At 63.5% G+C, this 24251-nt stretch carries 24 protein-coding genes and 1 tRNA gene; 10 read left to right on the top strand and 15 right to left on the bottom strand.

The window, feature by feature from the left end; all coding sequences use genetic code 11:
- Positions 1-135: 135 nt before the first annotated feature.
- Together FAS41_RS05430 and FAS41_RS05425 are read left to right on the top strand one after the other, a co-directional pair.
- Positions 136-1332: an amino acid aminotransferase gene (locus FAS41_RS05430; protein WP_138520593.1), complete on the top strand. Its 1197-nt coding sequence runs from the start codon at positions 136-138 to the stop codon at positions 1330-1332.
- A gap of 69 nt (positions 1333-1401) precedes the next feature.
- Positions 1402-1477: transfer RNA gene (locus FAS41_RS05425), tRNA-Asn, on the top strand.
- Positions 1478-1730: 253 nt separating this feature from the next.
- Here the strand turns inward: FAS41_RS05425 and FAS41_RS05420 are convergent.
- From FAS41_RS05420 to FAS41_RS05380, 9 genes are all read right to left on the bottom strand, one after another.
- On the bottom strand, positions 1731-2078 hold the full coding sequence (locus FAS41_RS05420) for a ComEA family DNA-binding protein (protein WP_138520592.1): 348 nt from the start codon (positions 2076-2078) through the stop codon (positions 1731-1733).
- Between the two features lie 197 nt (positions 2079-2275).
- Positions 2276-4264: a polysaccharide biosynthesis protein gene (locus tag FAS41_RS05415; RefSeq protein WP_138520591.1), complete on the bottom strand. Its 1989-nt coding sequence runs from the start codon at positions 4262-4264 to the stop codon at positions 2276-2278.
- Between the two features lie 71 nt (positions 4265-4335).
- The gene (locus FAS41_RS05410; RefSeq protein WP_138520590.1) at positions 4336-5361 is read right to left on the bottom strand and encodes an MraY family glycosyltransferase; all 1026 of its coding nucleotides are present in this window, start codon (positions 5359-5361) and stop codon (positions 4336-4338) included.
- A 13-nt stretch (positions 5362-5374) separates the two neighbouring features.
- A complete protein-coding gene (locus FAS41_RS05405; protein WP_171049441.1) occupies positions 5375-6337 on the bottom strand; it encodes an NAD-dependent epimerase/dehydratase family protein in 963 nt (320 codons plus the stop codon).
- A gap of 93 nt (positions 6338-6430) precedes the next feature.
- On the bottom strand, positions 6431-7462 hold the full coding sequence (locus tag FAS41_RS05400) for a tetratricopeptide repeat protein (protein ID WP_246084813.1): 1032 nt from the start codon (positions 7460-7462) through the stop codon (positions 6431-6433).
- Between the two features lie 118 nt (positions 7463-7580).
- The gene (locus FAS41_RS05395; RefSeq protein ID WP_138520587.1) at positions 7581-7886 is read right to left on the bottom strand and encodes a LapA family protein; all 306 of its coding nucleotides are present in this window, start codon (positions 7884-7886) and stop codon (positions 7581-7583) included.
- A 33-nt stretch (positions 7887-7919) separates the two neighbouring features.
- On the bottom strand, positions 7920-8204 hold the full coding sequence (ihfB, locus tag FAS41_RS05390) for an integration host factor subunit beta (protein WP_015478091.1): 285 nt from the start codon (positions 8202-8204) through the stop codon (positions 7920-7922).
- Between the two features lie 199 nt (positions 8205-8403).
- Positions 8404-9003, bottom strand: coding sequence for an FMN-dependent NADH-azoreductase (locus tag FAS41_RS05385; protein WP_138520586.1), 600 nt, complete (start codon positions 9001-9003; stop codon positions 8404-8406).
- 142 nt (positions 9004-9145) lie between these two features.
- Positions 9146-9460: a cupin domain-containing protein gene (locus FAS41_RS05380; RefSeq protein WP_138520585.1), complete on the bottom strand. Its 315-nt coding sequence runs from the start codon at positions 9458-9460 to the stop codon at positions 9146-9148.
- Between the two features lie 55 nt (positions 9461-9515).
- On the opposite strand from FAS41_RS05380, the gene FAS41_RS05375 reads away from it, so the two are divergent.
- From FAS41_RS05375 to FAS41_RS05360, 4 genes are all read left to right on the top strand, one after another.
- Positions 9516-10442: a PA3225 family LysR-type transcriptional regulator gene (locus FAS41_RS05375; protein ID WP_138520584.1), complete on the top strand. Its 927-nt coding sequence runs from the start codon at positions 9516-9518 to the stop codon at positions 10440-10442.
- 31 nt (positions 10443-10473) lie between these two features.
- Positions 10474-11265: an alpha/beta fold hydrolase gene (locus tag FAS41_RS05370; protein WP_138520583.1), complete on the top strand. Its 792-nt coding sequence runs from the start codon at positions 10474-10476 to the stop codon at positions 11263-11265.
- A gap of 29 nt (positions 11266-11294) precedes the next feature.
- A complete protein-coding gene (locus FAS41_RS05365) occupies positions 11295-11855 on the top strand; it encodes a peptidylprolyl isomerase (RefSeq protein ID WP_024765968.1) in 561 nt (186 codons plus the stop codon).
- Between the two features lie 77 nt (positions 11856-11932).
- The gene (locus tag FAS41_RS05360; RefSeq protein WP_138520582.1) at positions 11933-13765 is read left to right on the top strand and encodes an ABC transporter ATP-binding protein; all 1833 of its coding nucleotides are present in this window, start codon (positions 11933-11935) and stop codon (positions 13763-13765) included.
- A 184-nt stretch (positions 13766-13949) separates the two neighbouring features.
- Here the strand turns inward: FAS41_RS05360 and FAS41_RS05355 are convergent, their stop codons facing one another.
- The 3 genes from FAS41_RS05355 to zwf are packed head-to-tail and all read right to left on the bottom strand — an operon-like array spanning position 13950 to position 16787.
- Positions 13950-14597 (bottom strand): bifunctional 4-hydroxy-2-oxoglutarate aldolase/2-dehydro-3-deoxy-phosphogluconate aldolase, encoded by a 648-nt coding sequence (locus FAS41_RS05355; RefSeq protein WP_138520581.1) that lies wholly within the window; start codon positions 14595-14597, stop codon positions 13950-13952.
- Positions 14598-14614: 17 nt separating this feature from the next.
- A complete protein-coding gene (pgl, locus tag FAS41_RS05350; protein ID WP_138520580.1) occupies positions 14615-15331 on the bottom strand; it encodes a 6-phosphogluconolactonase in 717 nt (238 codons plus the stop codon).
- On the bottom strand, positions 15318-16787 hold the full coding sequence (zwf, locus tag FAS41_RS05345; protein WP_138520579.1) for a glucose-6-phosphate dehydrogenase: 1470 nt from the start codon (positions 16785-16787) through the stop codon (positions 15318-15320). Before zwf ends, pgl begins: the two co-directional genes overlap by 14 nt.
- A 186-nt stretch (positions 16788-16973) precedes the next feature.
- Between zwf and FAS41_RS05340 the strand changes: the two genes are divergently transcribed.
- Positions 16974-17831 carry a MurR/RpiR family transcriptional regulator gene (locus tag FAS41_RS05340; protein WP_138520578.1) on the top strand — a complete coding sequence of 286 codons (858 nt, stop codon included), beginning with the start codon at positions 16974-16976 and terminating at the stop codon, positions 17829-17831.
- Between the two features lie 88 nt (positions 17832-17919).
- Here the strand turns inward: FAS41_RS05340 and def are convergent, their stop codons facing one another.
- Entirely contained in the window at positions 17920-18459 is a 540-nt protein-coding gene (def, locus tag FAS41_RS05335) for a peptide deformylase (RefSeq protein WP_138520577.1), read from the bottom strand.
- A 242-nt stretch (positions 18460-18701) separates the two neighbouring features.
- Between def and FAS41_RS05330 the strand changes: the two genes are divergently transcribed.
- The 3 genes from FAS41_RS05330 to FAS41_RS05320 all read left to right on the top strand — a co-directional run bounded on the left by FAS41_RS05330 (position 18702) and on the right by FAS41_RS05320 (position 21348).
- On the top strand, positions 18702-19256 hold the full coding sequence (locus tag FAS41_RS05330; RefSeq protein ID WP_138520576.1) for a magnesium transporter: 555 nt from the start codon (positions 18702-18704) through the stop codon (positions 19254-19256).
- Between the two features lie 191 nt (positions 19257-19447).
- Complete coding sequence (gene arcD, locus FAS41_RS05325) at positions 19448-20878, top strand: arginine-ornithine antiporter (protein ID WP_138520575.1); 1431 nt, start codon at positions 19448-19450, stop codon at positions 20876-20878.
- A 56-nt stretch (positions 20879-20934) separates the two neighbouring features.
- Positions 20935-21348, top strand: coding sequence for a DUF5064 family protein (locus FAS41_RS05320; protein WP_138520574.1), 414 nt, complete (start codon positions 20935-20937; stop codon positions 21346-21348).
- A 19-nt stretch (positions 21349-21367) separates the two neighbouring features.
- On the opposite strand, the gene FAS41_RS05315 is transcribed toward FAS41_RS05320, so the two are convergent.
- Complete coding sequence (locus FAS41_RS05315; RefSeq protein ID WP_138520573.1) at positions 21368-22204, bottom strand: CvfB family protein; 837 nt, start codon at positions 22202-22204, stop codon at positions 21368-21370.
- A gap of 158 nt (positions 22205-22362) precedes the next feature.
- Positions 22363-24132, bottom strand: a complete 1770-nt coding sequence (locus FAS41_RS05310) for an ABC transporter transmembrane domain-containing protein (protein WP_138520572.1) — start codon at positions 24130-24132, stop codon at positions 22363-22365.
- Positions 24133-24251: the final 119 nt, after the last annotated feature.

Genomic DNA, 24251 nt, shown 5'->3' with positions numbered 1-24251 from the left:
AGTCGAAAAGCACGCGCGACAACTCGCCGCCTGCTGTAGAGGCCTATATAATACCGGCCCGTCGACGCAACCCCCAGCGCCGTGTGCGGGTGGGTTGCAATTGCACTTCACTCCCGCCTTAGAGCTGCTGCCAAAATGAGTCTGTTCTCCGCTGTCGAAATGGCCCCCCGTGACCCGATCCTGGGCCTGAACGAAGCTTTCAACGCCGATACCCGCCCGGGCAAGATCAACCTGGGCGTAGGCGTTTATTACAACGAGGAAGGCCGTCTCCCGTTGCTGCGTGCCGTACAGGCCGCGGAGAAAGCCCGCATCGAGGCCCACGCACCGCGCGGCTACCTGCCGATCGAAGGCATCGCCGCGTACGATTCGGGCGTGCAGAAGCTGCTGTTCGGCGCTGATTCCGAGCTGCTGGCCGAAGGCCGCGTGGTCACCACCCAGGCCGTCGGCGGTACCGGAGCGCTGAAGACCGGTGCCGACTTCCTCAAGCGCCTGCTGCCCAACGCCACCGTCGCCATCAGCGACCCGAGCTGGGAAAACCACCGCGCGCTGTTCGAAGCCGCCGGTTTCCCGGTGCAGAACTACCGTTACTACGACGCCGCTACCAACGGTGTGAACCGTACCGGTCTGCTGGAAGACCTCAACGCCCTGCCCTCGCAGTCCATCGTTGTGCTCCACGCGTGCTGCCACAACCCGACCGGCGTCGACCTGACCATGGACGACTGGAAGCAGGTCCTGGACGTGCTCAAGGCCAAGGGCCACGTGCCGTTCCTCGACATCGCCTACCAGGGCTTCGGTGACGGCATCGACGAAGACGCTTCCGCCGTGCGCCTGTTCGCCCAGTCGGGCCTGAATTTCTTCGTGTCCAGCTCGTTCTCCAAGTCGTTCTCGCTGTACGGCGAGCGCGTGGGCGCCCTGTCGGTCGTGACCGACAGCCGCGAGGAGTCCGCCCGCGTCCTGTCCCAGGTCAAGCGCGTGATCCGTACCAACTACTCCAACCCGCCGACCCACGGCGCCAGCGTTGTCGCCGCCGTGCTGAACAGCCCGGAACTGCGTGCGGTCTGGGAAGAAGAGCTGGGCGAAATGCGCACCCGCATCCGCGCCATGCGCGTAGCGATGGTCGAGCAACTGGCCGCCCTGGGCGCCAAGCGCGACTTCAGCTTCGTTGCCCAGCAGCGCGGCATGTTCTCCTACTCCGGCCTGACCGCCGAGCAGGTTGAGCGCCTGAAGAACGAGTTCGGCATCTACGCCGTCGGCACTGGCCGAATCTGCGTCGCCGCGCTGAACAACGGCAACCTGGACACCGTCACCCGCGCCATCGTCCAGGTGCTGTAAAAAAATCAGGGGAAGTCATCGGCACGATGTTGACTTCCCCTTTTTAATCAGTAAGATACGCACCGTTGTTCCGCGATAGCTCAGTCGGTAGAGCAAATGACTGTTAATCATTGGGTCCCTGGTTCGAGTCCAGGTCGCGGAGCCAAAATTCAAAGCCCTCGGCACATGCCGGGGGCTTTTTTATTGGGCGCTGGACTCTCTCCAGGGACTGCGTCCCAGGTGATTCCCCCTTCGGGGCCGCGCTGAAGCGCGTTCGGCTGACGCCGTCGAGTCCAGGTCGCGGAGCCAAAATTCAAAGCCCTCGGCACATGCCGGGGGCTTTTTTATTGGGCCGGAGAAATGCTCTCCAATGAAAAAGCCGATCACAGACCGGCTTTTTCATTTCGACAGGCAAAGGCTCAGAGCGAAATCCTGTCCCGGTTCTTGTCCAGGGTGCCCTTGCCGATCCCCTTCACTTCCAGCAACTGATCAACCGTGGTAAATGGCCCATTGCTGGTCCGGTAGTCAACAATGGCCTGGGCCTTGACCTTGCCGATGCCCTTCAGGGACTTCTGCAATTCTTCGACGGATGCCGTGTTGATATTCACCGCCTCGACCTGAGAGACAGGCGCCTTGGCAGCCGGCGCTGGTGCTTCGACCGCCGGCTTGGCGGCAGGCTGAGTGCTGGTGGCTGCCTGGGCGACACCGCCAAAAGAGAGGCTGGCGAACAGGATCAGGCTAGCGATGGAGAGCAGGTTCTTCTTCATGGGGCATTCCCTGGAAATAAGAGGCTTCTAGGCGGGCGCAACGGCGCCGCCCAAGAAACATATCGCCAGGAACACGCGTAAAAACCTTGGTTTAGAGAGTCGGCAGCAGTTTCCGGCGCCGCCGACAGATCGCCAGGAAAGTACTGACGATGCTCGCAGACACGGCGATCACCGCATCTGCTAGGTAGAACCCAGGATCAGGGCTCCATCCGCCGCTGCTGGTGGATCAGGTCGACGATCTCGCCTTCGGGGCAATAGCCGCTGACGGTTTCCCGCAGCAGCTGCCGCACCCGTGCGTAGTTGCCCTGATCCACGGCCTTGAGCAGATCCGCCAGCACCAGCTTGAAGCCTTCCCAGTGCATCAGTTCTTCATTGGCTTTCATGATCATCGGATGCTCGGTGGCGCTGACGTTGTCGCCGATCAGCAGCTCCTCGTAGAGCTTCTCGCCGGGCCGCAGGCCGCTGAACTCGATGGAAATATCGCCATGGGGTGTATGCTCCGAGCGCACGCTCAGCCCCGACAGGTGGATCATCCGCTCGGCCAGCTCGAGGATTTTCACCGGCTGCCCCATATCCAGCACGAAGACGTCGCCGCCGCGCCCCATGGAGCCAGCCTGGATCACCAACTGCGCCGCCTCGGGGATGGTCATGAAGTAGCGGGTGATGCCCGGGTGGGTCACGGTGACTGGCCCGCCGCGCTTGATCTGCTCGCGGAACAGAGGAATGACCGAACCGGACGAGCCCAGCACGTTGCCGAAACGAACCATGGTGAAACGGGTCTTGTTGACCTGGTGCACGCCGGACTTGTCGCCGAACAGCACCGGGGCGGACTCCTGACTCAGGGCCTGCAGGATCATCTCCGCCAGGCGCTTGGTACTGCCCATGACATTGGTCGGACGCACTGCCTTGTCAGTGGAGATCAACACGAAGTGCTCGACCCCTGCCCGCACCGCCACCTGGGCGGTATGCAAGGTGCCCATCACATTGTTCAGCACCCCTTCGGAGATGTTGTGCTCGACGATGGGCACGTGCTTGTAGGCCGCAGCGTGATAGACCGTGGCGACCTTCCAGGTGCGCATGACGTCCAGCAAGCGCTCGGCACTGCGTACGGAGCCGAGGATCGGCACCAGCTGCACCGCGAGGGACTCGCGCTTGATGCGGTTCTCCAGCTCCTGGTGCACGCGATAGAGGTTGTATTCGCTGTGCTCGAACAGCACCAGCACGGTGGGCGATGAACCAAGGATCTGGCGGCAGAGTTCCGACCCGATGGAGCCACCAGCGCCGGTGACCATGACAACTTCGCCACGGATGCAGTGTTCGAACAGTTCCTTGCGCGGCTCGACCGGGTCACGCCCGAGCAGGTCGGCAATGTCCACTTCCTGGATGTCGTCCACTCGTACGCGGCCGTTAGCCAACTCGATAAACCCCGGAACGCTTCGTACGTGAACCGGATACGGCTCGAGCAGACCGAGGATTTCACGGCGACGGGCGCGGGTCGCAGAAGGGATTGCCAGCAGCACTTCCTGCACGCCGGTCTCGTCGATCATCTGCTGGATATGCTTGGGCTTGAAGACGCGAAGGCCAGCAATGACGCGGTTGGCAATTTCGTCATCGTCATCGATGAAGGCCACCGGGCGCATGGCGCGGCCCAGGCGCAACGCGGCCACCAGCTGATTGCCGGCAGAGCCGGCGCCATAGACCGCCACCTTGGGCAAGCCATCCTGCTGCTTGAGGAAGGGCACAGCCTGGACCGTGCTGTACCAGTCGCCCATGAAGTACTGACGCATGGCCAGGCGCAAGCCGCCGATCATCAGCAGGCTCAACCACCAGTAGTTCAGCACCAGAGAGCGCGGAACCATCTCGGTCACCGAGCGATTCCAGTAGACCACCAGCGACAGCAACAACGCGGAGATGGTCACCGCTTTCCAGATCGCGATCAGCGCGTCATTGCCCAGGTAGCGCATTACCGCCCTGTACATGCCGAAACGGATGAACAGCGGGATAGCAACCACTGGCGCGGCCACGAACAACCAACCATGGACCCGGAGCGGGTACTCCAGATCGTCGGTTCCCAGCCGCACGATGAACGCCAGCCACAGCGCGAACCACACCAGCAGGATATCGGTGGTGACCTGCAGTAGCCGTTTATGTCGTCTCGGAAGCCTCAGCAGGCGTTCTCGGAGCATCAGCGCTTGTCCTTAATCCCGAGCGGAGGAAAGTTCTCGCCCGCTACATTGACCACCAAATCCGGCGGAGTTCAGCTCACATCCTGTTCATCCGGACGACCTGCACCCAGATGAGCTACGACAAGCACTATGGGAGCATAGGCGACAATCAGTGCCAGCAAACCCGAAACATGCCCCAGTGCCACCAGCAACGCCAACGGCATGAGCCAAAGCACATTGATGGCAGCCACCGCCAGCGACACCCGCAAATGGCTGCCGTAACGGCGCGAAGCACGCTGGTAGGCATGGCTGCGATGCGCCTCGTAGACGCGTTCGCCGCGCATCAGACGGTGGATCAGTGTGAAGGTGGCATCCACCACGAACACGCCGAGCAGAATCAGCCAACTCCAGATCAGCGGCGCGGAAACCGTCCCCGCCTGCAGCGCCAATCCTCCGAGAATCAACCCAAGGAAACCGCTGCCCGCGTCCCCCATGAAAATTCGCGCCGGTGGGAAATTCCAGACCAGGAACCCCGCCGCCGCCATGCCCAGGATCAAGGGTAACCATACCAGTTGCCACTCTCCGACGAACCACCCGCAGAGGGCCCCGCCCAGGCAGACACTGATGGCTTCCAGACCGGCGATCCCGTCGATGCCGTCCATGAAGTTGTACAGGTTCAGCAGCCAGACCAGGAACACAACTGCCAACAGATCGCCGGCCAATCCCAGGTCGAGCGTGCCCCAAGGCATAGCCAGCGCAGGCGCCCCACCCAGCCAGGCGAGCAACCAGAGCGCAGCAACAAAATGCCCCAGCAGCCGCCAGCGCGCCGGAATATGACGGTGATCGTCGAGGAAACCAATGACCGCAACCAGAGCGCCGGCTGGCAACAGGGCCAAGAGGCTGTTCCCATCCACAGCACCAAGGGCACCGGCCAAAGGCAGGCAGCCCAGGAAACCCAGCACGATGGCAACGCCGCCGCCACGCGGCGTAGGAATCCGGTGAGAACTTCGAGCGTTGGGAATATCCATTATGCTGCGCGCCAGCGCGTAGCGACGCACCCATCCAGTCAGCAACCAGGAAAACACCGCTACTGCCAGGAGCATCGGGACAATCAGCATCGACACCCCTGAATCAACCATCTGCGCGCTCTGTACTCACGAATTTTCTTCCTGCTTCCCGCAGCCCCTCACGAAGTCCCTGAAGTGGCTGCCAACCAAGCAAACGCTTCGCCTTTCGGGTATCCAGTTCGAGATTGGCGCAGAGCTGCTCATAGAGCCTCGTTCGCCCGACCAACGCTGCTGCACCACTGAGAAACCGTTCAGGAACACTGAAGATGAAGGCTTTCTTACCCATTCCTGCCGCCAACTCGGCTATCAGCTCCCGGATCGATACCACGCCATTGTCGGCAACGATGAATCGCTCATTAGCTGCATTGGGATGCGTCATGCACAGGATGATGAAGTCGACCAGATTGGCCACGCTGATCAAGCTTTTGCCGTTGTCGACTGCGCCAAACGGCAAGGGGATCGGATTGGCGACCAACTGGAGTAAACGCGCAAAGTTGCCCGGCGCATCGAATGCATAAACCAGCGGCGGGCGAATGATGACAATGTCCATGGCGCTGTCAGCGGCCAGTCGGAGCAACCCCTCCTCAGCCTCGAACTTGGAAACCGCATAGCTGGCATGGGGCGCCGGAGTCGATGATTCATCAAAGGGGGTCGAACCGGAGCTATTACCATTCACACCAATCGAGCTGACGAACACGAATCGTCGTACGCCGCGCCTGGCCGCCTCAACAGCTAACGCCAGTGTGGCGTCGCGGTTGACGCGCCGAAACTGCTCAAGCTCGGATTGCTCATCACTGGAGCCAGAGAGCACATGAGCACGCGCGGCAAGGTGAATGACAACGTCACACCCATCCAGCGCCTGTTTCCACTCCGCCAACGCTGTCATGTCGCCAATACAGATATCGCGATAGGACGAGTTCAAAGCAGCTTGGCGACAGAGCCCAGTGGCACGATGGCCACCTTGAGCGAGCGCGACTCCGAGGTATTTTCCTACGAACCCTGACGCCCCGGTGACAAGAACCTTCAACAGGCACTCTCCATAAACAGTCCTGGGCTCGATAACTGAATGAACATGTCGCATGCCGGAGGTGAACGGCCGACTGACAGCAGTATGCTCCAGCTAGCCCGCTGAAATGGCACGGATGGGGGCGAGGCTATTCCACGCATGGCACCCAGGACACTGCCAATGCAGCTCCCGCCCGGCAAAGCCGCACTTCCCGCAACGATAACGAGCCATTGTCTTATACAAACCTATGATTATTGGAGACATTTTTTCAATAGAATGCGGATGATCGCAATCAACCTCGACGGCAGCAACATACTCCCCTACTCCTTGCCAGGAGGGCTGTTGTCGCACCCTCGATATCATCTGCTCTCTCCAATAGTCAGCCCCGCTATCAACATCAACTTCCATCAGCCAGGCCAGCACTGACGGCGGCAGTTGGTGCCGCAAAGCCAGTTCGCCCAGGAACGCGATCAAGTCCGGCCATTGATTCGCCTCAAACCGACGCAATAGCGGAACAATTTCCCCCACATAAGCCTCGGCATCCTGCACAACCTCCCTGAGCGTTGCCATTGCCGCTATCCGATCCTTGCGCCAGAGTTCGCACTCCAGCCGCATCAGCAGAGCGCGTACGCAGCGCTTGTCGACACGGCGAGCCTCGCGCAGCAGCTCCTGCATGGCGCTGCGATCCCCGCTCTTGCCTTTCTCCTGAGCGAGTTCGCAGTAGTAGTTGGCCAGCGCAGCGCTCAACTCGGGCCGACTCGGCACCAGCCGGGCGGCCAGTTCGATCGCTCGCGACCAGTTCTTCTCACGCTCACAGATCAGCCGCTGCTCATCCAGCGCCTCGAGAGAGATGGGCCCGTCGCGTTGCTGGGTCAGCTCGTCCAGCAACTCCTCGGCGCTACCGAGCAGACCGCCAGCAATGTAGTCACGAGCCAGCTCCAGGCGTACTTGCGCCACCAGCGAACCATCCTCGCCGGCACGTCCCAGCAGGTCCTGGTGAATGTGGATGGCTTTCTCGATATCGCCACGGCGGCGGAACAGATTGCCAACGTGCAGGTGGCTTTCAAGCGTCTCCGGATTGACGACCAGGCCTTGGGATAGGCTTTCCAGCGCGTCGTCGGAATGTCGCTCCAGCAGGTTATGCATGCTGTGGACGCGCGCCCGAAGGTTCGGCTCAGTTGGTGGCTGGGTTCTGGACAGAGACCGACGCCCCATCCACCAGCCGATGGCCAGGGCGCAGAAGAAGAACAGCGTGGCAACGACGCTAGGCATGGTCCGTCAGCGACTTTTCACGCAGCGCGTCATTCTCCTTGCGGAAACGGGTGACTTCCGAGCGCAGCCCGGTCATGCGGACGTGCGTCTTCGCGCGGAAGGGAATGCTCAGCAGCAGGCCGATCACGCCGCCAACGATGAACGAAAGGGAGATGAAGACCACCAGCGGCCACTGAGGCGACTGCCAGCCAAGGAAGGTCAGCTGTGCAGGCTGCAGGTTTTCAAGGACGAAAACCACGACGACGGCGGCCAGGACGACCAGCGCCAGAATCAGCAGGAAACGTTTTGCCCGAAGCATGAACACTCCTTCTTGAAGACGGATACCCCGGGGTCACTCGGGTTCGTTGACGCGGTCGCGCAGCTCCTTGCCAGGCTTGAAGTGCGGAACGAACTTGCCGTCCAGACGCACGGACTCGCCGGTTTTCGGATTGCGACCGGTGCGCGGCGCACGGTAATGCAGCGAGAAGCTACCGAAACCCCGGATTTCGATGCGATCCCCAGTGGCCAGAGCCTGGGACATTTGCTCAAGCATGGTCTTGATCGCCAGCTCCACATCCTTTGCGGAAAGCTGCCCCTGATGGGTGACGATTCTCTCGATCAACTCCGACTTGGTCATGGTTTTCCCTTCTTTTTCAAGCGGCTAGATCAGCTCTAGGTTCTTTTAGCATGCTGATCATGCTTTGAACAGCCCGAACGGGAAGGATGTGTTTTCACCCGGTCAAGTCATTGGCAAATAAAAAATGGCCGATCCTGCGGGGAAGGAATCGGCCGCGGTCGCGCCCAGGAGCGGAAGGACGCGCAAGGGAAAAGCAGGATCAGGCGATGGCGGCGAGCTGCGCCTTGGCCTTGGCCAGGCCTTTCTCGGCGAATTCACCGCCCATGTTCAGGCCTTCGGCGTGGATGAAGGTCACGTCGTGAATGCCGACGAAGCCCAGCGCCTGGCGCAGGTAGGGCTCCTGGTGATCCAGCGCACCGCCGGCGTAGACGCCACCGCGGCTGGTCAGGACGAAGGCGCGCTTGCCGGTGAGCAGCCCCTGCGGGCCGGTCTCGGTGTACTGGAAGGTGACGCCGGCGCGCAGTACATGGTCCAGCCAGGACTTGAGGGTGCTGGGGATGGCGAAGTTGTACATCGGTGCAGCCAGGACCAGCACGTCGGCGGCCTGCAACTCGGCGGTCAGTTGGTTGGAACGATCCAGCGCAGCGCGTTCGATCTCGCTGTGCTCCTGCGCCGGCTTCATCCAGCCTCCCAGCAGGTTGGCGTCAAGGTGCGGAACCTGCTCGACGGCCAGGTCACGGACCTGGATGTCGTCGGCCGGATGAGCGGCCTGCCATTGGGCGATGAAGTCGCGGGTCAGCTGACGGGAAACTGAACCTTCCTGACGGGCACTGCTTTCGATAACCAGGACGCGGGACATGGACTGGACCTCCATCGGTCGTTGAATGTGTCGATGGAGGTCATCCTAAATATGAACAAATCGATAAAAAAGCGTAAATAGTCGCTTCTAACTATCGAATAAATTGATTTCTTGCCTGACTACTTCTAGTCTTGCCGGGTAATCAGGAAGGATTGCAGGTGAGCTTGATCCGCAGCTTGATCACGGCGCGGCTGAAGCTGGACGTCAGATTGGCCTCCTTGCCGGGCGCAATGGTTGCCTTGCGCACGTGCGGCGTCTCAGGGCCGTTGACGAAAACCGCGGTGCAGGTCACTGGCTGCTGGCCGGCGTTGCGCAGGAGGATAGCCCCCATCTGGTCACCGATATCCTGGGTCTCGATATCCACCTCGGCGCCATTGAGGCTCTTCTGCACCTCGATGGGATAGGCCAGGGCGGTCAGCGGCAACATGGCCAGAACGGCACAACAGAATTTTTTCATGGCGGTCTCTTATTGGTCTTCTGCGGACCGCCAGAGTAGACAAGAGGAAGCGAGGATGAAAGCGCCCCGCGTTACCCTGGATCAGTGGAGAACCCTGCAGGCCGTGGTCGACCACGGCGGCTTCGCCCAAGCGGCGGAAGCCCTGCACCGTTCGCAGTCGTCGATCAGCTATACCGTGGCGCGCATGCAGGAGCAACTGGGCGTGCCGCTGCTGCGCATCGACGGACGCAAGGCCGTACTCACCGAGGCAGGTGAAGTACTGCTGCGTCGCTCACGGCAACTGGTGAAATCCGCCGGCCAGCTGGAAGAACTGGCCCATCACATGGAACAGGGCTGGGAGCCGGAAGTGCGCCTGGTCGTCGACGCCGCCTACCCCACCGTGCGCCTGGTGCGCTCGTTGTCGGCCTTCATGCCACAGAGCCGCGGCTGCCGCGTGCTGCTGCGCGAAGAAGTACTGTCGGGCGTGGAAGAAGCGCTGGTGCAGGGCCATGCGGACCTCGCCATCAGCGGCCTGAACATTCCCGGCCACCTGGGCGCCGACCTCTCCATCGTCGACTTCGTCGCCGTCGCCCACCCCGACCACGCCCTGCACCGGTTGCAACGCGAGGTCACTCACCAGGACCTGGAAACCCAGATGCAGGTGGTGATCCGCGACTCCGGCCGCCTGCAACCGCGTGACGTCGGCTGGCTCGGCGCCGAGCAGCGCTGGACCGTCGGCAGCCTCGCCACCGCCGCCACCTTCGTCAGTAACGGCCTGGGCTTCGCCTGGTTGCCACGGCACATGATCGAGCGCGAACTGCGCGACGGCCAGCTCAAGCCGCTGTTGATGAAACAGGGCGGCGTGCGCGAGAGCCGCTTCTATCTTTACCCGAACAAGGAAAAGCCCCTGGGCCCGGCCACGCAGATTCTCGTGGAGCTGCTGACCACCTTCGCCAACGTGCCCCTCGACGCCCATTTCGCCGCCCCGGAAAGCCCGGCCTGAAGCCTCAGGCCACACGAGCAAGGAGCCCGTCATGCCATTCTTCGACCACGCCGGTCATCGCCTGCACTACGAGGAAAGCGGATTCGGCACGCCGGTCCTGCTGGTACATGGGCTCGGCTCCAGCACCCGCGACTGGGAATACCAGGTACCGGAGCTGGAGAAGCGTCATCGGGTGATCGCCCTCGACGTGCGCGGCCACGGCCAGTCGGACAAACCGCGCCAGCGCTACAGCATCGGAGCCTTCGCCGAGGACGTGATCGCCCTGCTGGATCACCTGAGCCTTGGCCGTGTGCATCTGGTGGGCATCAGCATGGGTGGCATGATCGGCTTCGAACTGGCCACTCGCTGGCCGGAACGGCTGAACAGCCTGACCATCGTCAACAGCGCTCCGGAGGTGAAACCGCGCAGCTTTCGCGAGTACCTGGAAGTGGCGCGCCGACTGTTCCTCGCCCACGTGCTGGGCCTGGACACCGTGGGCAAGGCGCTGGGCAAGATGCTCTTCCCCAAGCCCGAGCAAAGCGACCTGCGCCGCAAGATCCAGCAGCGCTGGCCGCAGAACGACAAGCGCGCCTACCTCTCCAGCCTGCACGCCATCATCGGCTGGGGTGTGCAGGAACGCCTGGCGCGAATAACCTGTCCAACCCTGGTTATCAGCGCCGACCGCGACTACACCCCGGTCTCGCTCAAGCAGGCCTATGTCGGGCACATGCCCAACGCGCGCCTGGTGGTGATCGAGGACTCGCGCCATGCCACGCCGCTCGACCAGCCGGAAAGATTCAATACCACCCTGCTCGACTTCCTCGATCAGGTCGACCATCCCTAGAACCTTCAGGAAACATCCGCCAAATGACCCTGTTCAAACGCTTCCTGCTCGCTGCCTGCTCCCTGGTCCTGGCCGGCTCGGTCTTCGCCGCCGACAGCAAGAACCCGCATGTGCTGCTGTCTACCACCTCGGGTGAAATCGAAATCGAGCTGTACGCCGACAAAGCACCGATTTCCGTGAAGAACTACCTGTCCTACGTCGACAGTGGCTTCTACAACGGAACCATCTTCCACCGCGTGATCCCCAACTTCATGATCCAGGGCGGCGGTTTCACCGAGGCCATGAAGGAGAAGGACACCCAGGCACCGATCAAGAACGAGGCCGACAACGGCCTGCTCAACGAGCGCGGCACCCTGGCCATGGCACGCACCAGCGACGTGAACTCCGCCACCAGCCAGTTCTTCATCAACCTGACCGGCAACGACTTCCTCAACCACGGCGCCCGCGACTTCGGCTACGCGGTATTCGGCAAGGTCGTGCGCGGCATGGGCGTGGTCGACCAGATCGCCGGCGTGAAGACCGGTAATCGCGGCATGTTCCAGGACGTACCGACCACCCCGGTGGTCATCCTCTCCGCCAAGCGTCTGTGATTCTGCGGAACCACGGCTGACGGAGGCCATTCAAGGCGAGCCTAGGACGGGCTCGCCGACACAACCCGAGAGCCATCATGCTTTACCGTCGTTTCGAGCGTCTGATCGATCCCTTCCGCGACGTCCCCGAGCGCATGCCGCCCTCCGACGTCATCCGCTTCTACGTCTACTACCTGCGCCAGGTCTGGCCGGTCTTCCTCGCGCTGCTCTTCGTCGGGCTGATCGTCGCGCTGATCGAAGTCGCCCTGTTCAGCTACCTCGGCCGAATCGTCGACCTCGCCCAGGGCACTGCCCCTGCCGACTTCTTCTCCTCGCACGGCCGCGAGCTGATCTGGATGGCTGTGGTAGCGCTGGTCCTGCGCCCGGTGTTCAACGGCCTGCACGACATGCTGGTGCACCAGAGCATCAACCCCAGCATGACCAACCTGATCCGCTGGCAGAATCACCGCTACGTGCTCAAGCAGAGCCTGGGCTTCTTCCAGAACGACTTCGCCGGGCGCATCGCCCAACGCATCATGCAGACCGGCAACTCCCTGCGCGATTCCGCCGTGCAGGTGGTCGACGCCATCTGGCACGTGGTGATCTACACCATCAGCGCCCTGGTGCTGTTCGCCGAGGCCGACTGGCGCCTGATGATCCCGCTGGTGCTCTGGGTGATCGGCTACGTCGGCGCACTGGGCTACTTCGTGCCCCAGGTGAAACGCCGCTCCGTGGAAGCCTCGGACTCGCGCTCCAAGCTCATGGGCCGGATCGTCGACGGCTACACCAACATCACCACCCTCAAGCTGTTCGCCCACACGCGCCAGGAAGAGGACTACGCCCGCGAAGCCATCGACGACCAGACCCGCAAGGCCCAGCGCGCCGGGCGCGTGGTGACCTCCATGGACGTCACCATCACCATCTTCAACGGCCTGCTGATCGCCGGCACCACGGGCCTGGCCCTGTGGCTGTGGACCCAGTCGCTGATCTCGGTGGGCGCCATCGCCCTGGCCACCGGGCTGGTCATCCGCATCAACAACATGTCCGGCTGGATCATGTGGGTGGTCGGCGGCATCTTCGAGAACGTCGGCCAGGTGCAGGACGGCATGCAGACCATCGCCCTGCCTCGCCAGGTGATCGATGTACCCGACGCCAAGCCGCTGGTGGTGAACCATGGCGAAGTGCGCTTCGACCAGGTGGACTTCAGCTACGGCAAGGGTGGCGGCCTGATCAGCGGCCTCGACCTGACCGTGCGCCCCGGCGAGAAGATCGGCCTGGTCGGCCCCTCCGGCGCCGGCAAGTCGACCCTGGTAAACCTGCTGCTGCGCCTGTACGACCTCGAAGGCGGACGCATCCTGATCGACGGCCAGGATATCGCCCACGTGACCCAGGAAAGCCTGCGCGCGCAGATCGGCATGGTCACCCAGGACACCTCGCTGCTGCACCGCTCGATCCGCGACAACCTGCTCTACGGCCGCCCGGACGCCGGCGAGGCCGAACTGCAGGACGCGATCCAGAAGGCCCGCGCCTCGGAGTTCATCCCGCAACTGAGCGACGCCGAGGGCCGCTTCGGCCTCGACGCCCATGTCGGCGAGCGTGGCGTGAAGCTGTCCGGCGGCCAGCGCCAGCGCATCGCAATCACCCGCGTGCTGCTCAAGGACGCGCCGATCCTGATCCTCGATGAGGCCACCTCGGCGCTGGACTCGGAAGTGGAAGCGGCCATCCAGGAAAGCCTGGAGACCCTGATGCAGGGCAAGACGGTGATCGCCATCGCCCACCGCCTCTCGACCATCGCGCGCATGGATCGCCTGGTGGTCCTGGAGCACGGTCGCGTGGTCGAGAGTGGCAGCCATGCCGAGTTGCTGGCCCATGGCGGGCTGTATGCGCGCCTATGGCGTCACCAGACCGGCGGGTTCGTCGGAGTGGATTGACTGAGATCGGCTCGGCCGCTCCGGCGCTTCCGTCCCCTGTAGGAGCGAGCTTGCTCGCGAACGGCATTGCACCGTGCCTTGCAGTTTCGCGAGCAAGCTCGCTCCTACGAAGAGCACCCGGTACAAAGCCAACTCCCATAAAAAAGCCCGGCTCAAGGCCGGGCACGTCCAAATCCAGGACAGCTCAGTGTGTGTCCAACAGCGCCAGCGCCTCGCGGCTCAGGCGCTCGACCGTGGCCCAGTCGCCACTGTCGATGGCGGCCTTGGGCAGCATCCAGCTACCGCCCACGCACATCACGTTGGCCAGCCGGTAATAGTCATTCAGGTTGTCCGGACCGACACCACCCGTGGGGCAGAAACGGATGTCCGGGAACGGCCCGCCAAACGCCTTGAGCGCCTCCACGCCGCCGGCGACCTTCGCCGGGAACAGCTTGAAGCGGCGCAGGCCATGACGGTATGCCGCCATGATTTCCGAAGCGGTAGCCACGCCAGGCAGCAGCGGCACCGGGCGAGTCACGGCGTACTGCAGCAGTTCGTCGGTGCAACCGGGGGTGACGATGAATTTCGCCCCCGCCTCTTCCGCCTGGGCGAAGGTTTCCGGGTCGAGCACCGTGCCGGCGCCGACGATCAGCTCCGGGCGCTGCTCGCTCAATTGACGAATCGCGGTGAGGCCCAGCGATGTCCGCAAGGTCACTTCCAGAACGGTGATGCCGCCGGCTGCCAGGGCATCCGCCATGGGCAGGATGTCCGCCTCGCGGTCGATGGTGATCACCGGCAGGATGCGCGCACGCTGCGCAAGGGCATCGATCTGCTGGATGTGTTGTTCAGACATTGCGGTAACTCCGTGCCTCAGGGGCACCAGTGGATCGAAAGAGGCGAACGCAGGAACGCATTGATCGGCATGCGCTGGTCGTCGTTGTCGCTGAGCGCCTGACTCAGGGTGGCCAGCTTGGACTCGCCCTGGATAGCCAGGATCTGCACCCGTGCCCCTTGCAGCACGGCGCGGGTCAGGGTCAGGCGTTGGTGTGGCACCGTCGGTGCCCACATCGGCAGGCAACGACGTGTGCCGGCCGGGTCGAGCGCCTCGACCAGATTGGTGCTGCCGGGGAACAGCGAGGCCGTGTGGCCGTCGTCGCCCATGCCCAGCACCAGCACATCGATGGGCAGGATCAGTTCATGCAGATAGCGATCGGCCTTCTCGGCCGCCTCTTCCAGGCTGGCCGCTGGCTGGTAGATGCCGATGAACTGCGCCTTGGCCGCCGCGCCCTTCAACAGGTGACGGCGCAACAGACCGGCATTGCTGTCCGGATGCGACTCGGGTACCCAGCGCTCGTCGGCGAGGCTGACGGCCACTTTCGACCAGTCCAGCACCGCGCCGCTCAGGGCTTCGAGGAAAGCCACCGGACTGCGTCCGCCGGATACCACCAGCAGCGCGCGGCCGCGCTCGATGAGCGCTTCGCGCAGCGCATCGGCCACCGTTTCAGCCAGACCGCGGGCCTGTTCGGCGGCGTTGTTCCAGGTCTTCCAGGCCATGCCTTCAGCCAGTTTGGGTTCAAAGATCGCCATACCAGTCCCTCCCGTCGCGTGCGATCAGGGCAACCGAGGCCTGCGGTCCCCAGCTTCCGGCCGGATAGGGCTTGGGCTCTTCGCCCAGGCGCCCCCAGCCGTCGATCAGGCCGTCGCACCACTTCCAGGCGGCCTCGATCTCATCCTTGCGGACGAACAGGTTCTGGTTGCCCTGCGTGACTTCCAGCAACAGTCGCTCGTAGGCATCCGGCGTCCGGGCGGTCTGGAAGGTTTCGGAGAAATTCAGTTGCAGCGGGCCGGTGCGCAGTTGCATGCCCTTGCCCAGGCCCTGGTCCTTGGTCATCACCTGCAAGGCAATACCCTCGTCCGGCTGCAGGCGGATGATCAGCCGGTTGCTGATCAGCGAACGCTGTTCCGGGGCGAAGATGTAGTGCGGCGGTTCCTTGAAGTGAATGACGATCTGCGAATGCTTCTGCGGCATGCGTTTGCCGGTGCGCAGGTAGAACGGCACGCCGGACCAGCGCCAGTTGCGGATGTCCACGCGCAACGCGACAAAGGTCTCGGCATCGCTGTTGGGGTTGGCGTTTTCCTCGGAGAGGTAGCCGGGTACCGCCTTGCCGTCGATGTAGCCGGCGGTGTATTGGCCACGCACCACACGGGTCGCCAGTTGCTCGGGAGCGATGGGTTCCAGGGCGCGCAGCACCTTCACCTTCTCGTCGCGGATGCTGTCGGCGGTGAGGTCCGCTGGCGGGTCCATGGCGATCAGGCAGAGCAGTTGCAGCAGGTGGTTCTGCACCATGTCGCGCAGTTGGCCGGCCTTGTCGAAGTAGCCCCAGCGGCCTTCGATGCCGACTTTCTCGGCCACGGTGATTTCCACGTGGGAGATGTGGTTCTGGTTCCACTGGGTCTCGAACAGACTGTTGGCGAAGCGCAGTGCGATGAGGTTCTGCACTGTCTCCTTGCCCAGGTAGTGGTCGATCCGATAGATGCGGTTTTCCGGGAAGAAACGCGCCACCGCGTCGTTCACCGCGCGGGACGACTCCAGGTCATGACCGATGGGCTTCTCCAGGACCACCCGGGTGCGCTCGGCCAGGCCGGCGGCGGCAAGGTTCTCGCAGATGCCACCGAACACCGAGGCGGCGGTGGCGAAGTAGGCGACCAGGGTCTTCTCCTCGCCCACCAACTCGGCCAGCGCCTGGTAGGAGCCGGCGTCGAGGAAATCCATGCTCAGGTGGTACAGACGCGACTGGAAGCGGGCCCAGACGGCTTCGTCCCATTCCTTCGCCGGCACGGCCTGGCGCAGACGGCGCTCGATGGTCGCCAGGGGCTCTTCGCTGGCACCGTCGTCGCGGGCCAGGGCGAGAATGCGGGTATCGCGGTGCAGCAGGTCTTCGCGGTCGAGCTGGTAGAGCGCCGGCAGCAGCTTGCGCAGGGCGAGATCACCCAGGGCGCCGAATAGTGCGAGGGTGCAGGGCAGAACGCGGACTTCAGGCATTTGTTGTTACCAACCAAATTTTGAACGATAGTTAGCCTTCTACGCCGGCATTAAGACAAATATGTAGTAATTAAACAACATATTTTTACCGCTTCGCGCCGTTGTTGGTCGACTGCCGGCCTGACGTTAGGATAGCGCCGCTGGCCGCACCCACCCGGCCAACCGTCGATTGCCCAAGGAGCACGGATGAAAAACCTGCTGGAGCAGATCCAGAGCCGTCTGGAAGAGCTGAACAAGGCCGAGCGCAAGGTCGCCGAGGTGATCCTGCGCGACCCTCAGCAGGCCACGCGCTTCAGCATCGCCGCGCTGGCCCAGGCGTCCAGCGTCAGCGAACCGACGGTGAACCGCTTCTGCCGCTCCTTCGGCATGAGCGGCTACCCGGAATTGAAGATCCAGCTGGCCCAGAGCCTGGCCAGTGGCGCGGCCTTCGTGACCCAGGCGGTCGCTGCCGACGACGGCCCCGAAGCCTACACACGGAAGATTTTCAGCAGCACCATCGCCTCGCTGGACAGCGCCCACAAGCTGCTCGACCCAAAGCTGATCGACCGTGCCGTGGACCTGCTGATCCAGGCCCGGCAGATCCACTTCTTCGGCCTCGGCGCCTCCAGCTCCGTGGCGCTGGACGCGCAGCACAAGTTCTTCCGCTTCAACCTGGCGGTCTCAGCGCAGAGTGATGTGCTGATGCAGCGGATGATCGCCTCGGTGGCGCACACCGGCGACCTGTTCGTGGTGATTTCCTACACCGGGCGCACCCGAGAGCTGGTGGACGTAGCGCACCTGGCGCGACAGAACGGCGCTTCGGTGCTGGGCCTGACCGCCGCCGACTCGCCGCTGGCCCGCGCCAGCACCCTGAGCCTGGACATTCCGCTGCCCGAGGACACCGACATCTATATGCCGATGACCTCGCGGATCATCCAGCTGACTGTGCTCGATGTGCTCGCCACCGGCGTGACCCTGCGCCGTGGCGTGGACTTCCAGCCGCACCTGCGCAAGATCAAGGAGAGCCTGGTACCGACACGCTACCAGCTCGATGAGGAAAGCTGAGCCAGACAAGGCAACAAGCCTGCAGGAGAGCGCCACGCGCGCGATCGCGGGCATGGCCCGCTCCTACAGGGAAAGACCGCAATACGGATCAGTCATCCGCAGCCGGATCGAGCCCCGGGAACAGCACCTCGGTAAAGCCGAACTTGCTGAAGTCGGTGATGCGCGACGGGTACAGGCGGCCGATCAGGTGGTCGCACTCGTGCTGCACCACACGGGCGTGGAAGCCTTCCACGGTGCGATCGATGGGCTGACCCTGTGGATCGACACCCTGGTAGCGAATGCGCTGGTGGCGATTCACCACGCCGCGCAGGCCCGGCACCGAGAGACAGCCTTCCCAGCCCTCCTCCAGCTCTTCGCCAATGGGCGTGATCACCGGGTTGAGCAGGATGGTCGGCGGTACCGCCGGCGCGTCCGGATAGCGCTCGCTGCGCTCGAAGCCGAAAATCACCAACTGCAGGTCGACGCCGATCTGCGGCGCGGCCAGGCCGACGCCGCCGACGTGGTGCATGGTCTCGAACATGTCGTCGATCAGTTGGCTCAGCTCGGCGCTGCCGATCATCGACTCGGGCACCGGTGGGGCGATGCGCAGCAGGCGCTCGTCGCCCATCTTGAGAATCTCGCGGATCATCTCGGCCTCGTTCGCCGTTGCGTGAAAGCGGCATGCTTCCAATGAGAGCTGCATCCTCTGCCGCCCTGGCCGGTCTGGCAAGTCCACGACCGCCTGGCAGCGCCACGTCGACCGGACCGCCAGGGTGTTAGGCTGATCTGTGCTGGCGAAAACCAACGAGCGCGGTCGAATGCTGCCCAGGCGCGCGGCAGATGGCGTCGAGACCCTGGGGGATCCTTCATGCCGGGGGCGAGAGGTTCGTCATGAACAGGCACTACTACATCAGCGACAACCTGGACGACCTGGAACAGGTCGAGCAGGAGCTTTCCGAAAGCGGTATCGGCATCGAGCAGATGCATGTACTGAGCGACAGTGACGCAGAACTGGAGGAGCACCGCCTCCACGAAGTGCCCTCGATGATGAAGAAGGACGTGGTGCACTGGGGCAAGATCGGCCTGATGATTGGCGCCGCGCTGGCTGTGCTGGTACTCGTGGTCGGCTACCTGAGCGGCTGGACGCAGACAGCGGCAGGCTGGATTCCCGTGGTGTTCCTCGCCGCGGTGCTGCTGGGCTTCAGCCTGTGGGAAAGCAGCTTCTTCGGCCTGCAGCGCCCCAGTGGTGACGTGCGCCGCTTCCAGGACAACCTGCAGGAAGGCCGCCACGTGTTCTTCGTCGACGTGAAGCCCGAACAGGAACCGGTGCTGGACATGGTGGTGCGCCACCACCCGCGCCTGGAGATCGCCGGCTTCGGCAGCGCCATGCCGGCCTGGTGGCTCTCCATCGAGCAGGCCTGGAACCGCTTCCGCCACATGATGTAGCGAGCTGCCAGGCGAACCTGCACTCCGTGGCTCGAACACCCCGCGGCGGGCAGCCTGCGTGCCGATGAACGATGAGGCAGCCTGTTCAGGTTACATTCAGATACCGTTAGCTTGCTATTGATATAAGTCAGCCGAGTGCCTCCGGGCGGATTCGAAACTATCCGAGTCCACTCATTTCAGGAGGCTGGGAAATGTCCACATCGCCCAACCAGAAACTCGGCTTGGCCGCCCTCACCGCCCTGGTGGTCGGCTCCATGATCGGCGGCGGCATCTTCTCGCTGCCTCAGGGCGTCGCGCAGAGCGCCAGCCCTGGCGCGGTGCTCATCGGCTGGGCGATCAGCGGCGTCGGCATGCTGATGCTGGCCTTCGTCTTCCAGAGCCTGTCGCAGCGCAAGCCGGAACTGGACGCGGGCGTCTACGCCTATGCCAAGGCGGGCTTCGGCGACTACATCGGCTTCAACTCGGCCTGGGGCTACTGGATCAGCTCGATGCTGGGCAACGTCAGCTACTTCGTGCTGATCTTCAGCGCACTGGGCTACTTCTTCCCGGTGTTCGGCGAGGGCAACACCCTCATCGCCTTTGCCTGCTCGTCCCTGCTGCTGTGGAGCCTGCACTTCCTGATCCTGCGCGGGATCAAGCAGGCGGCCTTCATCAACCAGGTCACCACGGTCGCCAAGGTCGTGCCCATCGTGCTGTTCATCCTGATCGGCCTGGTGGCGTTCGACATGGACCTGTTCACTGCCGATTTCTGGGGCCACGGCCATGTGGATTTCGACAGCGTAATGAGCCAGGTGCGCAACATGATGCTGATCACCGTCTGGGTGTTCATTGGCATCGAAGGCGCCAACCTGTATTCGGGACACGCGAAGAAACGCTCCGATGTCGGCACCGCCACGGTAATCGGCTTCGTCTCGGTGATGGCGCTGCTGGTGCTGGTGAACGTGCTGTCCATGGGCATGATGAACCAGGCGCAACTGGCCGGCCTGCCCAACCCGTCCATGGCCTACGTGCTGGAGCACGTGGTGGGCCACTGGGGCGCAGTGCTGATCATCGCCGGGATGATCGTCTCGCTGTTCGGCGCGCTGCTGGCGTGGATCCTGCTGAGCGCGGAGATCATGTTCGCCGCCGCCCAGGATCACACCATGCCGAAGTTCCTCGCTCGCGAGAGCGAGGAGGACGTACCGGTCAACGCGCTCTGGCTGAGCAACGCCACGGTGCAGGTGTTCCTCATCGTCACCCTGTTCGCCGCCAGCACCTACCACAGCCTGGTGTACCTGGCCGCTTCCATGGCCCTGCTGCCCTACCTGTTCTCCGCCGGCTACGCCGTGCTGCTCAGCCTGCGCGGCGAGGGCTACGAAGGCCTGCTGCGGGCACGCCGCAAGGACCTGGTGATCGGCGCCATCGCTCTGGTCTACAGCCTCTGGCTGGTATATGCCGGCGGCATGGACCACCTGCTGCTCTCGGCACTGCTCTATACGCCGGGTGTGGTGCTGTTCATCATGGCCAAGCGCGAGCGTGGCGAGCGTGTCTTCAGCAAGGCGGAATGGCTGATCCTTGCCGTCCTGCTGGCCGCAACACTGGCCGCCAGCTACGGTCTCTACTCGGGCCAACTGAGCCTCTGAGCCCGATACGAAAAACCCGCAGCCCCGCCGCGGGTTTCTGCTTTACAGGAGGAAAAATGACCGTCCCCGCTCAGGTCACCATCCACTCCACCGCCGGCCTCGACCGCCAGCAGTACCGCATCCGCTTGAGCTACGTGGTGGAGAACGCCGCCAGCCGCGACGCCCTGGTGAAGTTCGAACTGGATGGCGAGATCGACGGCCAGCCCTTCAACGACGGCTTCGACCTGCCCGGCGACCTTGCCTTCAACTTCGCCGGCAGTGCCACGCGCCTGCTGCGCCGCCACGGCCTGCAGGTCTGTCGCGGGCCGGTCCTGCGCTTTCGCAAGGAACATGACCGGGTGTTCGATGACCTGCGCCGCCAGCTGAAAGCGGAACCGGGCACTCCAGTCGACCTGCAGCGCATGGGCTCGCTGGCCCCGGCCGAGCCGCGTTGCGCGGTGGCCGAGTCCATCGTTCGCGGGCGCGGCTGAGCCGTCAGCGAGTGGATCGTCAGGCCAGGTCGATGCGATCGTCGTGGATGACGATCAGGCCTTGCTTGAACAGGCCGCCGATGGCCTTCTTGAAGTTGCCCTTGCTGACGCCAAACTGCTGCGCGATGAGTTCCGGCGGACTCTTGTCGCTGAGCGCCAGGGTGCCACCCGCTTCGCGCAAGGCAGTGAGAATCTGCTCGCTGAGGGCGTCGGACAGACCGGCGCCGGCCGGTTGCAGGCTCAGGCTGATCTTGCCGTCGGCACGCATCTCCTTGATGTAGCCGGTCTCGCGCAGACCATTGCGCATGAACTTGAAGACTTCGTTCTTGTGGATCAGGCCCCAGTGCTTGCCGTCGATGATGGCCTTGTAGCCCAGGTCGGTACGCTCGACGACGAGCAGGTCCACCTGCTGGCCGGCCTTGTAGCGTGCCGGCGTGTTATCCAGGTAGCGGTCCAGGCGCGCGGTGGCGGTGATACGGCGGGTGCGCTCGTCGAGGTAGACGTAAACCACGCAGTAATCGCCAACCTGCAGCGGGCGCTTCTCTTCGGAGTGCGGCAGGAGCAGGTCCTTGGGCAGGCCCCAGTCGAGGAACAGGCCGACACGGTTGACCTCCACCACCTTGAGGCTGGCGAAGCCGCCGACCTGCACCTTGGGCTTCTGGGTGGTGGCGATCAGGCGGTCTTCGCTGTCCAGATAGATGAACACGTTGAGCCAGTCGCCCACTTCGGTGGGTTCGTTCTTCGGCACGTAGCGCTTGGGCAGCAGGATTTCGCCATGGCTCTCGCCATCCAGGTAAAGACCGAAATCGGTGTGCTTGGCCACCTGCAACGAATTGAACCGACCTATGACTGCCATGACGCTTACCTCGTGAACGGGGCGGGCATTCTACGCGCATTGATGCGAGGATGCGCCTCAAGCCGCCGAACGCCGGCTTTTTTTGTGGGAGCGAGCCTGCTCGCGAGCCGTGCTTTCCAGCCGCTCCGGAGTTAAGCAGCTCGCGAGCAAGCTCGCTCCTACAGATGCTCGGCCTGGCCGAACTGAAGCTCCGCCAGACGCGCATACAACGGGTTGCTGACCACCAGTTCGGCGTGCCGTCCCAGCGCCACCAGGCGACCGTGCTCGATCACCGCGATGCGGTCGGCGTTGAGCACCGTGGCCAGGCGGTGGGCGATCACCAGCGTGGTGCGATCGCGCATCAGTCCCGGCAGTGCCTGCTGGATCAGGTGCTCGCTCTCGGCATCCAGCGCACTGGTGGCCTCGTCGAGCAACAGGATAGGCGCGTCCACCAGCAACGCACGGGCAATCGCCAGACGCTGGCGCTGGCCACCGGACAATCCCAGGCCGCTTTCGCCCAGATGCGTCTGGTAGCCCTGCGGCAGGCGCAGGATGAACTCATGGGCATGGACCGTGCGGGCGGCGGCCTCGACTTCAGCATCGCTGGCGTCGGGGCGGCCGTAGCGGATGTTCTCTTCCACCGTGCCGAAGAACAGCGCCGGGCTCTGCGAGACCAGCGCGAAGCTGCGGCGCAGGTCCGCCGGGTCGAGCCGGACAATGGGCTGTCCGTCGATCAGGATGCGCCCTTGCTGCGGGTCGTAGAAGCGCAGCAGCAGGTCGAACAGGGTGGATTTGCCGGCGCCCGACGGGCCGACCAGCGCCAGGGTCTCGCCTGGCTCCACGCGCAGATCGATGCCGTCGATAGCCCACTGCTCTGGGCGCGACGGATAGGCGAAACGCACGCCCTGCAGGTCGATGCTTCCGGCGATGCGATCCGGCAAATGCAACAAGTCGCTGGCCGGCGCATGGATTTCGCTGCGCGCCCGCAACAGTTCGGCGATGCGCTCGGCAGCGCCGGCGGCGCGCTGCAGCTCGCCGATCACTTCGCTGAGCGTGCCGAAGGCCATGCCGACGATCAGGCTATAGAACACGAAGGCCGCCAGGTCGCCGGGGCTGATACGCCCGGCGATCACGTCCATGCCACCCACCCAGAGCATCACGCCGACCGCGCCAAGTACCAGCAGGATCACCACGCTGACCAGCCAGGAGCGCTGCAGGATGCGCTTGCGCGCGGTGTCGAAGGCGTCTTCCACCGTGCGACCGAAGCGCGCGCGGTCCTGTGCCTGGTGGTTGTAGGCCTGCACCGTCTTGATCTGGCCGAGAGACTCGCCGACATAGCTGCCGACGTCCGCCACACGGTCCTGGCTGAGCCGCGACAGGCTGCGCACGCGACGGCCGAACAACAGGATCGGCGCAATCACCAACGGCAGCGAAGCGACCACGATGCTGGTCAGCTTGGCGTTGGAGAAGAACATCAGAATGATCCCGCCCAGCAGCATCAGCACGTTGCGCAGCGCCATGGACAGCGAGGAGCCGATCACCGACTGCAGTAGCGTGGTGTCGGCGGTCAGGCGCGACTGAATCTCCGAGGAGCGATTGTTCTCGTAGAAGCCGGGGTGCAACTCGATCAGATGGTCGAACACGCGCTGACGGATGTCGGCGACGAACCGCTCACCGATCCACGACACCAGGTAGAAGCGCACGAAGGTACCCACCGCCAGGCACAACACCAGCAGGAAGAAAATGACGATGGCGCGGGTGAGCAGTTGTTCGGACTGGGTGATGAAGCCCTGGTCCACCAGCAGGCGGATGCCCTGCCCCAGGGACAGGGTGATGGCCGCGGTGAACAGCAGCGCCAGCAAGGCACCGAGGGCACGCCAGCGGTAGGGAGCGAGAAACGAACGAGCCAGGCGCAGGGCATTGCGCTGGCGGGACGACAACAGGGACATGGTGGGCTCTGAACGGCCGGAATGGGCAGAGGGTAGCACCGCCATTACGCACCGCGCGAAAGACGATTCACGCAATGCAACGGGACCGTTCGCTCCATAAGCGCCCCGAAAGCTGCTCG

This window comes from Pseudomonas nicosulfuronedens (assembly GCF_005877905.1).
Classification (GTDB): Bacteria; Pseudomonadota; Gammaproteobacteria; order Pseudomonadales; family Pseudomonadaceae; genus Pseudomonas; species Pseudomonas nicosulfuronedens.
This window is presented reverse-complemented; position numbering and strand designations above follow the sequence as displayed.